The sequence below is a fragment of the Agrobacterium larrymoorei genome (assembly GCF_030819275.1).
Classification (GTDB): domain Bacteria; phylum Pseudomonadota; class Alphaproteobacteria; order Rhizobiales; family Rhizobiaceae; genus Agrobacterium; species Agrobacterium larrymoorei_B.
This window is the reverse complement of sequence record NZ_JAUTBL010000002.1, coordinates 513,978-528,862: the sequence shown is the minus strand read 5'-3', so window position 1 is coordinate 528,862 and position 14,885 is coordinate 513,978. Positions and strand designations below refer to the sequence as shown.

Below are 14,885 nucleotides of genomic sequence, written 5' to 3'. Positions count from 1 at the left end.
CCGACGCTCAACAGAAGGACAGGATGAACCATGGCTGCCGACTCACGCGTTCAAGAGATTACTGCCCGCATCGTTGAACGTTCGAAACCCTATCGCGAGATCTATCTTGAGCGGCTGCAGCTGCAGGTCTCCAAGGGCGTTCATCGCTCCACCCTTTCCTGCGGCAACCTCGCCCATGGCTTTGCCGTCTGTTCCCCCGCCGACAAGGATATCCTTGCCGGCGACCGGGTTCCCAATCTCGGGATCATCACCGCCTACAACGATATGCTTTCCGCCCACCAGCCTTACGAGGTCTTCCCGCAGATCATTCGCGATGCGGCGAGGGAAGCCGGTGGCATTGCGCAGGTGGCAGGTGCGGTGCCTGCGATGTGCGACGGCGTCACGCAGGGCCAGCCCGGCATGGAGCTCTCGCTCTTTTCCCGCGATGCGATCGCGATGGCAGCCGGCATCGGCCTGTCGCACAACATGTTCGATGCGGCCGTCTATCTCGGTGTCTGCGACAAGATCGTACCCGGCCTGGTGATCGCAGCCCTGACCTTCGGCCATCTGCCGGCCGTCTTCATTCCAGCCGGGCCGATGACGACGGGTCTGCCGAATGACGAGAAGTCGCGCATCCGCCAGCTTTATGCGGAAGGCAAGGTCGGTCGTGCGGAGCTGCTGGAAGCGGAATCCAAGTCCTATCACGGCCCCGGCACCTGCACTTTCTACGGCACCGCCAACTCCAATCAGATGCTGATGGAGATCATGGGCTTCCATATGCCTGGCTCCTCCTTCATCAATCCGAATACGCCGCTGCGTGATGCGCTGACCAGAGAAGCTGTGAAGCGCGCATTGGCGATCACCGCACAGGGCAACGAGTTTACGCCTGCGGGCGAGATGATCGACGAGCGTTCCGTGGTCAATGGCGTGGTTGGCTTGCATGCGACGGGCGGCTCCACCAACCACACCATGCACCTGATCGCCATGGCGCGAGCCGCAGGCATCATTCTCACCTGGCAGGATATCTCCGATCTCTCCGACATCGTGCCGCTTCTGGCACGCGTCTATCCAAATGGTCTTGCAGATGTGAACCATTTCCACGCCGCCGGCGGCATGGGCTTCCTCATCAAGCAGCTCCTGAAGCAGGGCTTCGTGCATGATGACGTCCGCACCGTCTTCGGTCACGGGCTTGAGGCCTATACGATCGATGCCAAGCTTGGCGAGAACGGCGGCATTCAGCGTGACGCGGCCCCCGAAGAGAGCCACGATCCGAAGGTTCTCTCCCGCATCGAAACGCCGTTCCAGCCGACAGGCGGCCTGAAGATGCTAACCGGCAATCTCGGCAAATCCGTCATCAAGATTTCTGCTGTGAAGCCGGAGCGGCACATCATCGAGGCGCCTGCCATCGTCTTCCACGACCAGCAGGAACTTCAGGATGCCTTCAAGGATGGCAAGCTGAACCGCGACTTCGTCGCCGTCGTGCGCTTCCAGGGACCGAAGGCGAACGGCATGCCGGAACTGCACCGGCTGACCCCGCCGCTCGGCGTGCTTCAGGATCGCGGCTTCAAGGTGGCGCTCGTGACCGACGGACGCATGTCCGGCGCATCCGGCAAGGTACCTGCCGCCATTCACGTGACGCCGGAAGCCTCCGACTGCGGGCCGATCTCGCTCATTCGCGATGGCGATATCATTCGTCTCGACGCGATCTCCGGCACGCTGGAAGTTCTCGTCTCGGCAGCGGAGCTTTCCAAGCGCGAGCCAGCGCAGGCCGATCTCTCTGCCAATGAATGGGGAATGGGCCGTGAGCTTTTCGCCCCCTTCCGCCGCAATGCCGGAACCGCCGACCAGGGCGCCAGCGTCTTCCACTGACCTGTCCCATCGTCGTCCAGCCAGAGCATCCACGATGCTCTGGCATCATGCCTTGACATCCACTCCCTCCTCCTTCCCTATTGTTGCTTGAAGCGCTGTGCGTTCTATGTGGACGCACAAATGACGCTTTCTCTTTTTGACAAGGCGCATCGTGCTTTCCGAAAATCGAGTGCGATTTTCGGGCCGATGCTGTGGACAAGCGCCGCTCCTGTCATGCGACTGTGATGAGCGCCCTATAGGGCCTGTTCAGCCAGCCGCGGGGGGCGAGTGGCATAGTCTGAAGTGACGGGGCCAATATGATGATTTTCTCACGCACACGCCGTAATTTACTGAAGCTCATGGCCGGAACTGCCATGCTGCCATTGCTGCATTTACCGGCAGAAGCCGACCAGCAAACCCCACTCCACGCCATCGTCATTTCGGACCTGCACTCCGCCTATGAGCGTCTCGGGCAGCTTCTGGCAGAAATCGAAACCCGCATTTCCGCCGAAAGAGGCCCGCACATCATTCTCCTGAATGGCGACCTCTTCGAAAGCGGCAATACGGTCGCGATGCGGTCTCAGGGTGAAATCGAGTGGAGCTTCCTCACCGCACTTTCCAAACTCGCACCCACAGTGGTGAATATCGGCAACCACGAGCCGGACATCGATAACGACCTTGCCCATTTCGTCAGCCGCGCTCAAGGGCTTGGGATCACCGTTCTTTCCAACATCATCGACAAACGCAGCGGTGTTCCTTACGCGCCCGCGACCAAGACATTCGAGATTGGCGGACAAAAGGTCGTCGTGGTTGGTCTCGCCACCAATGCCATCAATACCTATCCGAAGGCGGCGCGTGATGCGCTGACCATTCCCCAGCCGGTGGAATGGGCGAAGGCCAACCTTCCAGAGATCCTGAAACCGGATGCCATCAACATCGTGATGAGCCATGCCGGTGTGGTGGCGGACCGCGATATACTCCCTCTGCTACCAGACGGAACGCTGATCGTGGGTGGCCACGACCACCTGAACTTCGTGCATGAAGCCGGTGCCATCCGCTATGTCCATACCGGCTCTTGGGGCACATCGATGGCAGTTGCAAGCATCCCAGGCATGCGCCAAGCCGCAACCATAGAGACGGTGGCGATCGATCGCAGCGCCAAACCTTCCCCGGCGCTGGGCGCGCTGATCGACAAGACACTCGCTCAGCATCTGACACCGGAGGAACGGGAAACCGTCGCCAAAATACCGAACGCCATGACCGTCGACGAAGCAGGTCGCCACGTGGCCGAGCTTATTGCGGTCAAGTCCGGTGCGGATGTCGGCTTCATCGGCCACACCTCTTTCGGTGCCGGTCTGCCGGAAGGCGATATACGCCGCTACGACTTCAATGCATGCCTGCGCTTCGAGGGCAAGTTGATGGTCACAGAAGTCGATGGCGAGGCACTGAGACAGATTCTGAGCCGCTGCAATCAGGATGGCGACATTCCGCTCGCCAGACGCACCGGCGATTATCTTTATGCGATGCCGGAAACTCCAGCCCCGAAGGACCGTTACAAGCTCGTCTGTAACGACTGGTCAGCCACCAACCAGAAATCCTATTTCGGCCGTGACGATCTTACCTTCACCGAAGTGGAGAATGTAAAGCTCAAACAGACTGTTCTCGAAGGACTGGCCTGATCGCAAAAGCACACCGTTGTTCGATCGAAACGCTTCGGAGGTTCGTCAGAACGAGCGCAGATCGAGTGTTCTGTTGCGATGCGCAGGATGCGTGCTGAAAACGAAGATCCGGTCCATTTCCTTCTGGTTCAACAGGCGAAGAAAGCGCACCTGGACGGTCTTGTTGGGATGGGTCTTGATCAGCACACAGCCGATCTTGGTGATACGGGCGTCGGGTATATCGAGGTAGAACTGGCTCGGCAGATTTTGATCGATGATGAATGCCAGAATGGCTTCGGACTGGGAAATCCTGATGACGTCACAGCGGCGGGACGCCATGTTCATCACCCCCTTCTCCGTATATTCAATACGGGCAGCATTCATCGTATCTTCCATTTTGAAACGACCTTCGCGGTCGTACATGAAAGATTCTTCCTTGCTCAAATAGGTGGGTTTATCGAGATCAGCCCGCACATTCACGGCGACGTTCCTTTTGAAGTCTTTGACAGAAAGACTAAGCGGAACAGTTTAAGATTTTCTCACGCTGTCCCGATCTGGCACAGAGCAACGCGGCGCCTGAGGAGAAGCGGGCGACGCGCATCCCCAACAAAACAATGACCTATATAATTTTGTGAAATCGTAAAATTTTCAACCAGAAGCGGCTTCGGCGGTATCGAAACGGCTTGTTACCATGCTGAACAAGCCGTTTCATCGGTGAACCTATCGACGGTAGGTTTTGCCAAGCGCATCGAACAGGTGAAGCTTTTCCGATGGAGCGGAGAAGCGCAACGTCTCACCTTTTTTGACCTGAGCAATGCCGGGAATCTTGACGACGATCGGCTCTTCGCCAGCTGGCGCCTCGAGATAGAGCAACGTCACCTCGCCGAGTGCTTCGACAATCGATACCTTGCCCTCGAAGAGGTAATCATCACTTGTCGCGATGAACAGATCTTCCGGACGAACACCAAAGGAGGCTTGCTTGCCCTGCTCGCTGGCAGCGGTCGGAATCGGAACCGAAAGCGTTTTGCCAGCGGCAAGCTCGAGCACTGTCGTTTCGCCCGTGTTCTTCACCGTCGCGGCGATGATGTTCATGGCCGGCGAGCCGATGAAGCGGGCGACGAAGAGGTTGGCGGGGTTCTCGTAAAGCTCCAGCGGTTCGCCCACCTGCTCCACGCGACCGCCATTCAGCACCACGATCCGATCCGCCAGCGTCATGGCTTCCACCTGATCGTGCGTCACGTAGATCATGGTGGTGTCGGCCATCTTTTCGCTGAGCTTGGCAATCTCGATGCGCGTCGCGACGCGAAGTGCTGCATCGAGGTTGGAGAGCGGCTCGTCGAAGAGGAAGACCTTGGGGTTGCGGCAGATGGCGCGGCCAATGGCGACGCGCTGGCGCTGGCCGCCAGAAAGCGCCTTCGGCAGGCGCTCCAGATACTGGGTGAGCTGCAGAATTTCGGCAGCAGCGCGAACGCGGCGATCGATCTCCTGCTTGCTTTCCTTGGCGATCTTCATGCCGAAGGCCATGTTGTCGTAGACCGTCATATGCGGATAGAGCGCATAGGACTGGAACACCATGGCGATGCCGCGCCGAGATGGCGGGATTTCGTTCACCAACTGGCCGTCGATATACATTTCACCGCCGGTGATTTCCTCCAGACCGGCGATCATGCGCAGAAGCGTGGACTTGCCGCAGCCGGATGGGCCGACGAAAACGATGAATTCGCCCTGCTTGATGTCGAGATCGATCCCATGCAGGACCTTCACCTCACCATAGGATTTACGGATGCCCTTGAGAATAAGACCAGTCATGCGGTGCTCCTCCCTATCGTGTTACGCGTGGCGGGCGAAAAACGCGCCCCATGCCGGAAGTTCTACGGTTGTGCCATTCAGTTCAGCCGAAAAGCCGTGACCTTCCAGCACCTCCCAATCGCCCTCCGGCAGTCTTGCCGTTGCCGGGACTGCGGAGAGGTTGAAGAGGCAGAGCACTGTCTCGTTGCCCAGCGTTCGGGTGTAGCTCGAGACAGTCGCATCCGCGTCCTGAAACTCGATCTTGCCCTTGGCGAAAGCCGGATGCTGCCTGCGGAACGCCAGGAAGCGGCGGTAATGCTCAAGAACGGATCCCTCGTTGCCCTGCTGGGCGCTGACTGCGCGCATCTTGTGTTCCGTCGGAATGGGAAGCCATGTCTTATCCGAGGTGGAGAAGCCCGCCTGTGCGTGACCGGCATCCCAGACCATCGGCGTGCGGCATCCGTCGCGTCCTTTGAATTCCGGCCAGAACTGAATGCCGTAGGGGTCCTGCAAATCCTCAAAGGCGATGTCGGCTTCCGTCAAGCCAAGCTCTTCGCCCTCATAGATGCAGACTGAGCCGCGCTGCGTCATGAGCAGTGCCGACAGCACCTTGGCCAAAGCATCCTTGTCTTCAACCGCCTCACCCCACCGGCTGACATGGCGCACCACGTCGTGGTTGGAGAAGGCCCAGCAGGCCCAGCCTTCTGGTGCGGCCTTGGCAAAGGCTGCCTGAACTTCCGCTACGCGGGCGGGAGTCAGCGCATCCGGCGCCAGGAATTCGAAGGCGTAGCACATCTGCATCTTGTCATCGCCGGACGTATATTCACCGACGATCTCCAGGCCACGCTGGCTGTCGCCAACTTCACCAACGGCTGCGATATCCGGGAACTCGTCAAGAACGGCGCGGAAGCGCTTGAGGAATTCCAGGTTTTCCGGGCGGTTCTTGTCGTAGATATGTTCCTGGAAATTATACGGGTTCACGGCAGGTGCGGTCGAAGCATTGCGGCGTTCTGGCGCAAGTGCCGGGTTGTCGCGCAGTTCCTTGTCGTGGAAGTAGAAATTGATCGTATCGAGACGGAAACCATCGACGCCGCGCTTCAGCCAGAAACGGGTGATGTTCAGCAACTCTTCCTGAACGTCCGGATTATGCAGGTTGAGGTCCGGCTGCGACGTCAGGAAGTTGTGCATGTAGTATTGCATGCGGGTGGGGTCCCACTGCCAGCCGGAGCCGCCGAAGATCGACAGCCAGTTGTTGGGCGGCGTGCCATCCGGCTTGCTGTCGCTCCACACATACCAGTCGGCGCGCGGATTGCTGCGGCTGGAGCGGCTTTCGACGAACCAGGGATGCTGGTCGGAGGTGTGCGAAAGGACGAGATCGATCATCACACGGATGCCGAGACGATGGGCCTCGGTGATCAGGCCATCGAAATCCGCAAGCGTGCCGAACATCGGATCGACATCGACATAGTTGGAGACGTCGTAGCCGAAGTCCCTCATGGGCGAGGTGAAGAAGGGCGAAATCCAGATCGCATCCGCGCCGAGGTTGGCGATGTGCTCGAGCCTGGAGGTGATGCCCTTCAGATCGCCAATGCCATCGCCGTTGGAGTCCTGATAGGAGCGCGGATAGATCTGGTAGATCACAGCGCCGCGCCACCAATCCTTGTCGGGAGTCAGGGCGGAAGAAACGGTCGCGGTCATGGTCGTGTCCTGTTGATTGAAAGCATTCATGGGTTCGATCAGCCTCCCTTGACGGAGCCAGCCAAGAGGCCGCGGACAAGGTAACGTTGGAGCGCAAAGAAGACGCAGAGCGGCACGATGATGGTCACAAAAGCCGACGCGGTGAGGATTTCCCAGTTGCCGCCGCGCGAACCGAGCAGCGCGTTCAGCGCGCCGGTCAGCACCAGCTCATCCTTCTGCGTGCCGAGGAAGACCATGGCGACGAGAAGGTCGTTCCACGTCCAGAGAAACTGGAAGATGGCAAAGGAGGCAAGCGCCGGGAAGGAAAGTGGCAGCACGATCTTGACGAAGATTTCGAAATCGCTGGCGCCATCGACGCGGGCACTCTCGATGATTTCCTTCGGCAGACCGGAGATATAGTTGCGCAGCAGATAGATGGCGAGCGGCAGACCGAAGGCGGTATGTGCCAGCCAGATGCCGGCATAGGTCTTGGACGGTATGCCGAAGATGTTGCCGATGGAGTTATAGAGTTGAAGCAGCGGAATGAGCGACATCTGCAACGGCACGACGATCAGACCGACGACCAGTGCTATCATCAAGGACCGACCTCTGAAGCGCATCCATGACAGAGCGTAAGCCGCAAATGCAGCAATCAGGATCGGGATGATGGTTGCAGGAATGGCGACCGTCAGAGAATTGACGAAGGACTGGCCGATGCCTTCGGAGAGGAGGACGGTGCGATAGTTGTCGAGCGTGAAGATCGGCGGGGTAGAAACCACGACATAGACGCGTTTTGCGCGCGATCCTTCGAAGCTGGCATTCTTGCTGTATTGATAGCTGCCGTCCTCGTTGAGCTGAAGCGTTTCGCCATCACCGAGATCGGCAGACGTACCGGACTTGAAGGCTGCCGGTTCCTGAACGCGCACGCCGAAGGCCGAGACATGGCCGCTCTTGCCTTCACCGAAGACGTTGCCGGCAATGACGAAGCGATCGCCCTGCTGGGTCTGTGTCGATGGATCGCCAAGGCGCAGCGCCTGCGTCTGGTTGGAGCTGGAGAAGGCCGTCCACCAGCCGGAAACGACGATCTGGTCCTTGTCCCGCAGCGAGCTGACGAGAATGCCGAGCGTCGGCAAAAGCCACAGCAGGGCGATGAAAAGAACGCTGGCGTGAACGATAAGACGTGGGAGGCCGATACGGCGCAGACGCGTTGTGATGGTCATATCAGCGGCCCTCCATCTCGCGGTTCGCCTGGCGAATGTTCCAGATCATGATCGGCGTGACGGCTGCCATGATGACGAGCGCGATAACCGCGCTTCTCCCGCTGTCGCCACCGCCACGGAACATCCAATCGAACATGAGATTGGCAAGAACCATGGTGTTCCACTGACCGTTGGTCATGGTCAGGACGATGTCGAAGACCTTGAGGACGAGAATGGTGATGGTGGTCCAGACGACCGCGATCGTTCCCCAGATCTGCGGCACCATGATCTTCCAGAAAATCTGCCAGCCATTGGCGCCATCGATCACGGCCGCCTCAATGGTTTCCTCCGGGATGCCGCGAAGCGCCGCTGACAGAATGACCATGGCAAAGCCGGTCTGGATCCAGATCAGGATGACCATCAGGAAGAAGTTGTTCCAGAAAGGCATGGAAATCCACACCTGCGGATTCCCGCCGAAGAATTCCACCAGCGCGTTTAGGAGGCCGATCTGCGTCTGGCCCTCGCCGCGATATTCGTAGATGAACTTCCAGATCACGGACGCGCCGACGAAGGAGATCGCCATCGGCATGAAGACGATGGATTTGGCGACGTTGCCCCACCAGATGCGGTCGGTCATGACGGCGATGACGAGACCCAAAAAGGTGCATGCGGCCGGTACGACAGCGAGCCAGAGAATGTTGTTGAAGATCGACTGGCGGAAACCGGCGTCGTAAAAGGCCCAGACATAATTGGCAGAGCCGACGTAATTGGTACCCGTCCGATCGTAAAAGGATAGGATAAACGTCGCAACGACCGGGTAGACGAGATAGACGGCAAGCAGCAGCAAGGCCGGACCGACAAAGAGCCAGGGACGAATGGCAGCGCGTCTATTGAGGTTGCGCGAGGCGTGAATGACGTCGCCGTCTTTCACCGGAAAGATAAACTGCAATGCTTTGTCCGACAGCCAGTAATAGGCTGCGCAGGCAAAGACTCCGACGATAACGACGCCCAGCGCGGATACGATCTGCGTAATCATCATTCCCTCCCCGATCTTACTTGTATTCAGCCCGTGTGTCCGTGCCGTTTTCGTCATAACAGCCCGGCAGCGATAACTGCCGGGCTGAATCTGAGGCTTACTTCAGGCCGTCCCAGGCCTTCTGGATATCGTTGGCGACCTGTTCGGCAGACTTGCCACCGACGAAATCGACCATACCGGTCCAGAACGCGCCAGCACCGATCTTGCCGGGCATGAGGTCGGAGCCGTCGAAGCCAAAGGTGGTGGCCGTCGTCAGAATCTCGCCCTGACGCTTCACCTGATCATTGGCATAGGCATCCTTGTTGACGCCCTTGAACGGCGTGAGGAAGCCAGACTGCGCCATCCAGACTTCATGGGCGATCGGCGTCTTCAGGAACTCCACGAGGGCGCGAGCCGCCTTGGAATCCTTGGTGATGGTGAACAGCGTTCCAGCACCCAGAACAGGCTTGCCGAGATCGGCCTTGGAGGCGAAAGTCGGCATGTAGAAGAAGTCGACATCCGTTCCGACCTTCGTTCCCTCAGGGAAGAAGGATGGGATGAAGGAAGCCTGACGGTGCAGATAGCACTTCGGCGGAATGTCGAAGAGGCCCTTCGGGCTGTCACGGAAGTCGGTCGAGGCGACAGCGGCAACACCGCCCGAGACATATTTGTCGTTCTTGGCGAACTTGCCGAATTCCTCGATGGCGGCCACGACACGCGGATCGTTGAACTTCACCTCATTCGTCGTCCACTTCTGGTAGACATCGAGCGGCTGCGTGCGCAGCATGAAGTCTTCAACCCAGTCCGTTGCCGGCCAGCCGGTTGCGCCACCGGAGCCGAGACCGATGCACCATGGGGTACCGCCATCGGCAACGATCTGATCGCTGAGCTTGACCAGATCTTCCATGGTTTCCGGCACCTTGTAACCGGCTTCCTCGAAGTTCTCAGGAACGTACCAGACCAGCGACTTGACGTCGGCCTTGAACGGGAAGGCGAAATAGGCCTTGTTGCCGTCCTTGTTCTTGTACATGCCAAGATCTACCCAGGACTGGCCTGCGCCGTAATTTTCCTTCACCCAGTTTGCCGTCTCGTCGCCGAGCGGAGCAAGAAGCCCCTTGGCGGCCAAGTCAGCCAGAAGGCCAGGCTGCGGCAGGATCGCAATGTTGGGCGGAGACCCTGCCTGCGTATCGATGACGATCTGCTGCTCGTAATTTTCAGACGACGAGTAACGGACATTGACGCCGGTTGCATCGGCAAAATAGGCCAGGACGGACTGGAACAGCGCTTCGTCCTCGCCACGCCATGGTCCGAAGATCGTCAGCGTCTCGCCCTTCAGGCTGGCATTTGCAGCCTTGAAGTCTTCGTAGCTCTTCCAGTTGAATTTGCTGTCTTCACCCGGCTTGAATTTGAGTTCGGCGGCAAAGGATGCTCCCGACAGAAGCGTGGCTATGGCAACTGTCGTCAAAAATATCTTTCTCATGTGATCTACCTCCCATCACATTAATCGGCTTCGGCGTATCTTTTCAAAGCGCTTTGGCTGCGTATTCATCTCATTGAGAATTGGTCAGAGTCAAGAGGGTTGATGATGATCCCAAATTTAGTCCTGTTTTGCTGTGCGGGAGACTGTATTTGCGCTGCAGCAGAGTTTTTTGAATTGTATAGCGCCCAAACACTTGATAGCTTTCAAAGCGGTTTGGAGACGGTGGAGGAGCTGTCTCTTTCCAAAGTCCGCGGGCTTGAGCAGCAGAGGGAGGCTGGGCATGAATCTGAAACAATTATCGCAGTTGCTTGGCATCTCCCAGACGACGATCAGCCGCGCCCTGAATGGCTATCCCGAAGTCAATGCCGAGACACGCCGGAAGATCATCGAGGCGGCGCGGCAAAACGGATATCGACCCAACGCAGCAGCGCAACGACTGGCGACCGGCAAGGTTGGCTCCATCGGCCTTGTCATGCCCACGGGTGCAGAACATCAATCCGACGTTCACTTCGGGGAGTTCCTCAACGGGCTTGGGGAAGTCTCGGCCAAAAACGGATTTCACCTCGTCATCATGCCGACCGATCCGCGCGATGAGGATGAAGCGCTGAAGGACCTTGCGGCCAATGGCACTGTCGACGGGATCTATCTCGCCTATATGAAGAAGAATGACCGACGGATCGCGATGATGAAAAGCCTGTCGATCCCCTTCATGGTGCATGGCAGGTCCTGGGGGATAGAGCCGGATTACCCTTATCTCGACGTCGACAACGAGGGCGCCTTCCATGATGCGGCATCACTGCTGCTCCAACTTGGCCATAAGGACATCGCGCTGATCAATGGGCCGGAGGGTTATGACTTTACGTTCCGGCGCTATCGCGGTGTCGAAGCCGCATTGGCGGTTCATGGCCATTCGCTTGATCCCGACAAGGTCAGCCACAGCGTGATGACGGACGAGGCCGGCTTCCTGATGATGGAACGCCTTCTAGACCAGCCGCAACAGCCCACCGCCGTTCTCTGTGCCTCCACGGCACTGGCGCTCGGTGCCATCCGCTCGCTCAACCAGCGGGGCCTGCGTCCCGGGCGGGATATTTCCCTCATCGCCCATGACGACGTCCTGCCTCTCCTGAAGCCGGTCAATTTTTCCGTGCCATTGACCACCACACGGTCTTCGCTCAGAGCCGCAGGCATGCGTGTCGCCGAACGGCTGATCGCCCAGATCAAGACGGGGCGAAACGAGCCTTTCCACGAGCTTTGGAAGGCGGAACTGGTTGTGCGCGCCTCGACCGGCGCTGCACCTCGATAGTTCGCTCAGAAGCTTGGCGCTTCGTTGCCCAATGCACGATGTGCGGCGATCACTGTGTTGGCCATCAGCATCGCAATCGTCATCGGACCAACGCCGCCTGGGACTGGCGTAATGGCGGCGGCAACGGTGCTTGCTTCTTCAAATGCCACATCGCCGACGAGCTTCGACTTGCCCTCGCCCTTCTCGGGTGCGGGAATACGGTTGATACCCACATCGATGACAGTCGCTCCGGGCTTCACCCAATCGGCCTTCACCATTTGCGCCCGGCCGACCGCGGCAACCAGAATGTCGGCAGACTTGCAGACGGAAGCCAGATCCTTGGTGCGCGAATGCGCCATCGTCACCGTTGCGTTGGCGTTGAGGAGCAATTGACCCATCGGCTTGCCGAACAGGTTGGAACGACCGATCACCACCGCGTTCAGGCCCGAAAGATCTTGCCCGTGGATGCTGCGAACCAGAAGCATGGCGCCCGCCGGGGTGCAGGAAAGAAGCCCTGTCTTCAGATCGCCGACAGCAAGCTTTCCGGCATTCAAGACGCTCAGACCATCGACATCCTTCTCAGGAAGGATCGACTGGATGATCGGATCGGAATCGAGATGCTTCGGCAGCGGGAGCTGGACGAGAATGCCGTGGATCGATGCGTCGGCATTCAACTTGGCGACCAGCGCCGCGAGTTCCTGCTGTGTCGTTTCTTCCGGCAGCGTGTGCTGGACCGAGTTGAAACCGCACTGCTTGGCCATCTTGCTTTTGGAGTTCACATAGGCATGGCTTGCAGGATCATCGCCGACGATGACGACAGCGAGACCCGGTTTCTTGCCGGTCTCCTTTTCAAGACGCTCCGCCGCGTCCCGCACAGCATCCGTCACGGATGCCGCCTTGGCCTTGCCGTCGATCACAACCACCATATGCCTGCCTCCTGAGAACCCGCAAACCAGCCTTGAGGGGTGAGACCCCTAATGCTGCGGGAGGCTACAGATTGCAAGGGGAAATCAGTGGATCAGCCGCGACGCCGCATGTCGTCTTCGACAAAGCCGTTCAATCTTTGCCTGAGCAGGGCAAGTTCCTGGCGAAGCGCTCGTATCTCGTCCGTTTCGGCCTGCGCATGATCTGCCTTGCCCTCCAGTGCGGCGGCCAGCAAAGGCGGCAAACGGAAGCCATCCTGCTCTTGCGCCGGTTCCGCATAGCGGACGCGGTTGGCAAGCAATACCTGGCGGACACGCTCATCGAGCGGGATATCGTTGGCAGGCTCGTCGTGGAGATCGTATTCCCACGTATCGTCCCCGGTCACATCGTCATGCGCGCTGGCGTAAACGGGCTCGACATCGTCCTCAACCAGATCGTGGAAAATATCCGGCTCGATGTCGAACCGATCGTTATGCGCTTCAGCCTTTGCAGGAGCGGCCTCGACGGCCGCCTCCGCCTCTATTGCCATCTGAATGGCGGGGCCGACCCGGTCTTCCGTTTCCGTGCGGCGGAAGCTCATGAGGAAGAGGGCGAGCAGGACGCCAACCAGCGCGCCTCCGGCTGCCATCAAGCCGAGCATCATCTGCGGGAAAATACCCTCTTCCTGAAGGACTGCGGGTGACGCGGATTTGACGATCGCCGCCGTCACGGTGGGTGCTGCGAAAGGACCGGCCTTTTCGCTTGCCGCCAGATAATCGCGACGCGCCGTCTCAAGAGCCTTTTCCAGCTTGGCAAGCTCTTCCGGTGCGTCACCCATGGCGCGCAATTGCTCTTCAACGGCGGCCTTCTCGCGGGTCTCAGCGCCAAGCGTGGCGGCAACGTCCTTCAACTCTGCCTTCGCGCCGTCCAGCGCACGACGCAGAGCGGGCATGGCAGCTGATCTTGCAGCATCGACAGCCCCTTGGGCTGCAATGGTGCGCGGGTGTTTCGGCCCGTGATCGACATTGACGTCGTCAAGCGCGAGCTTCGCGGTGGTGTAGGTGTCTCTGACAGGTGCGAGGGCTTCGAAAACGGGAAGCGGCGGCAATGCTTTCGTCAGCACGTCGTTCGTCTTCATCGCCGAGACTTTGGTGACAGCCTGGGCGAGGTCGTGTTCCTTCTCGCTCAAAGCCGCAATCCTGGCGTCCGCCTCGTGAAGTGACTGTTGCAGGCCCTGGATGCGCGAGACGATATCGTTGCCGTGGCGCATCTGAAATCCGGTCAATGCACCTTCTGCCGCGTCGAGCGCGGTGCGGGCTTTTTCGACCGCCTGCAAGGCGGGTTCGGCATGATCCCCGCCAACGCCCTTGACAACCTGGCGAGCGAGATAATCGACGATCCGCTCAGCGGCCTTCGGCGTTGCTGCGGTCACACCGACGTCGATGTCCGTCTTCGATGCCGAGGTAATCTTGACGGACTGACGAAGCGCGTCCTCGATGGCGTTAACGGGGGTCGTTGGCTGCACGTCGCCCAGAAGGAGGTTCGCCAGCATGGCAAGGCGTCCCTCCCCAGCAATGCCTGTCACATCGCCAGCCTTGAGCTTCAGCTCGGAGATGGCAAGGGTCAGGGATACCGGGGACAGCAGGCTTTGCTGCATGGAAGCAGCCACCCGGCCAGTATCGACGGGGTTCCCGCTAGATGCCGAGACTCTGACGACAGCGTGCGAGACGTACCCTGTATACGGCGCAGGAATGAAGGCGGAAGGCAAGAGGGCGCCAACGCCCGCAAAGGTCACCACGAAGGCTGCCGACACGCCGAAACGCCGCCATTTGCCAGTCGCAGGCTGCTGCGTAACCGAACCGACATGTCTTTCTGTGTGAAGAGCCATTGCAAACCCGCAGGGATGTAAGAACCGTCCGTCTGGCGGAAATATCAACGAAATCTAAAGGGCCATGGCAAACAAATGGTTAATGCCCGGGCGATTTATGGCGTGGCGCCCGCAATACCAGCGTCCGACCCGCGGGTAAGTCCCGCGCAAGATTGTGGGTCTAGACCG

11 protein-coding genes are annotated in these 14,885 nt (G+C 59.0%); 3 read left to right on the top strand and 8 right to left on the bottom strand.

Annotated elements, in window-relative coordinates:
- Positions 1-30 precede the first annotated feature (30 nt).
- Entirely contained in the window at positions 31-1,848 is a 1,818-nt protein-coding gene (edd, locus tag QE408_RS11080; RefSeq protein ID WP_306931130.1) for a phosphogluconate dehydratase, read from the top strand.
- A gap of 296 nt (positions 1,849-2,144) precedes the next feature.
- Positions 2,145-3,506: a metallophosphoesterase gene (locus QE408_RS11075; protein ID WP_306931128.1), complete on the top strand. Its 1,362-nt coding sequence runs from the start codon at positions 2,145-2,147 to the stop codon at positions 3,504-3,506.
- Between the two features lie 45 nt (positions 3,507-3,551).
- Here the strand turns inward: QE408_RS11075 and QE408_RS11070 are convergent, their stop codons facing one another.
- The 6 genes from QE408_RS11070 to QE408_RS11045 all read right to left on the bottom strand — a co-directional run bounded on the left by QE408_RS11070 (position 3,552) and on the right by QE408_RS11045 (position 10,644).
- Positions 3,552-3,908: a hypothetical protein gene (locus QE408_RS11070; protein WP_306931126.1), complete on the bottom strand. Its 357-nt coding sequence runs from the start codon at positions 3,906-3,908 to the stop codon at positions 3,552-3,554.
- Positions 3,909-4,205: 297 nt separating this feature from the next.
- On the bottom strand, positions 4,206-5,294 hold the full coding sequence (locus QE408_RS11065) for an ABC transporter ATP-binding protein (protein ID WP_306931124.1): 1,089 nt from the start codon (positions 5,292-5,294) through the stop codon (positions 4,206-4,208).
- Positions 5,295-5,315: 21 nt separating this feature from the next.
- On the bottom strand, positions 5,316-6,971 hold the full coding sequence (gene bglA, locus QE408_RS11060) for a beta-galactosidase BglA (RefSeq protein ID WP_306931122.1): 1,656 nt from the start codon (positions 6,969-6,971) through the stop codon (positions 5,316-5,318).
- 38 nt (positions 6,972-7,009) lie between these two features.
- Entirely contained in the window at positions 7,010-8,170 is a 1,161-nt protein-coding gene (locus QE408_RS11055; RefSeq protein ID WP_306931120.1) for a carbohydrate ABC transporter permease, read from the bottom strand.
- Position 8,171: 1 nt separating this feature from the next.
- Complete coding sequence (locus QE408_RS11050; RefSeq protein ID WP_306934769.1) at positions 8,172-9,185, bottom strand: carbohydrate ABC transporter permease; 1,014 nt, start codon at positions 9,183-9,185, stop codon at positions 8,172-8,174.
- A 97-nt stretch (positions 9,186-9,282) separates the two neighbouring features.
- Positions 9,283-10,644, bottom strand: a complete 1,362-nt coding sequence (locus tag QE408_RS11045; RefSeq protein WP_306931119.1) for an ABC transporter substrate-binding protein — start codon at positions 10,642-10,644, stop codon at positions 9,283-9,285.
- A 274-nt stretch (positions 10,645-10,918) separates the two neighbouring features.
- Between QE408_RS11045 and QE408_RS11040 the strand changes: the two genes are divergently transcribed.
- Positions 10,919-11,947, top strand: coding sequence for a LacI family DNA-binding transcriptional regulator (locus QE408_RS11040; protein WP_306934768.1), 1,029 nt, complete (start codon positions 10,919-10,921; stop codon positions 11,945-11,947).
- 5 nt (positions 11,948-11,952) lie between these two features.
- On the opposite strand, the gene folD is transcribed toward QE408_RS11040, so the two are convergent.
- Positions 11,953-12,852 (bottom strand): bifunctional methylenetetrahydrofolate dehydrogenase/methenyltetrahydrofolate cyclohydrolase FolD, encoded by a 900-nt coding sequence (gene folD, locus QE408_RS11035; protein ID WP_306931116.1) that lies wholly within the window; start codon positions 12,850-12,852, stop codon positions 11,953-11,955.
- Between the two features lie 92 nt (positions 12,853-12,944).
- Complete coding sequence (locus tag QE408_RS11030; RefSeq protein ID WP_306931114.1) at positions 12,945-14,717, bottom strand: hypothetical protein; 1,773 nt, start codon at positions 14,715-14,717, stop codon at positions 12,945-12,947.
- Positions 14,718-14,885 lie beyond the last annotated feature (168 nt).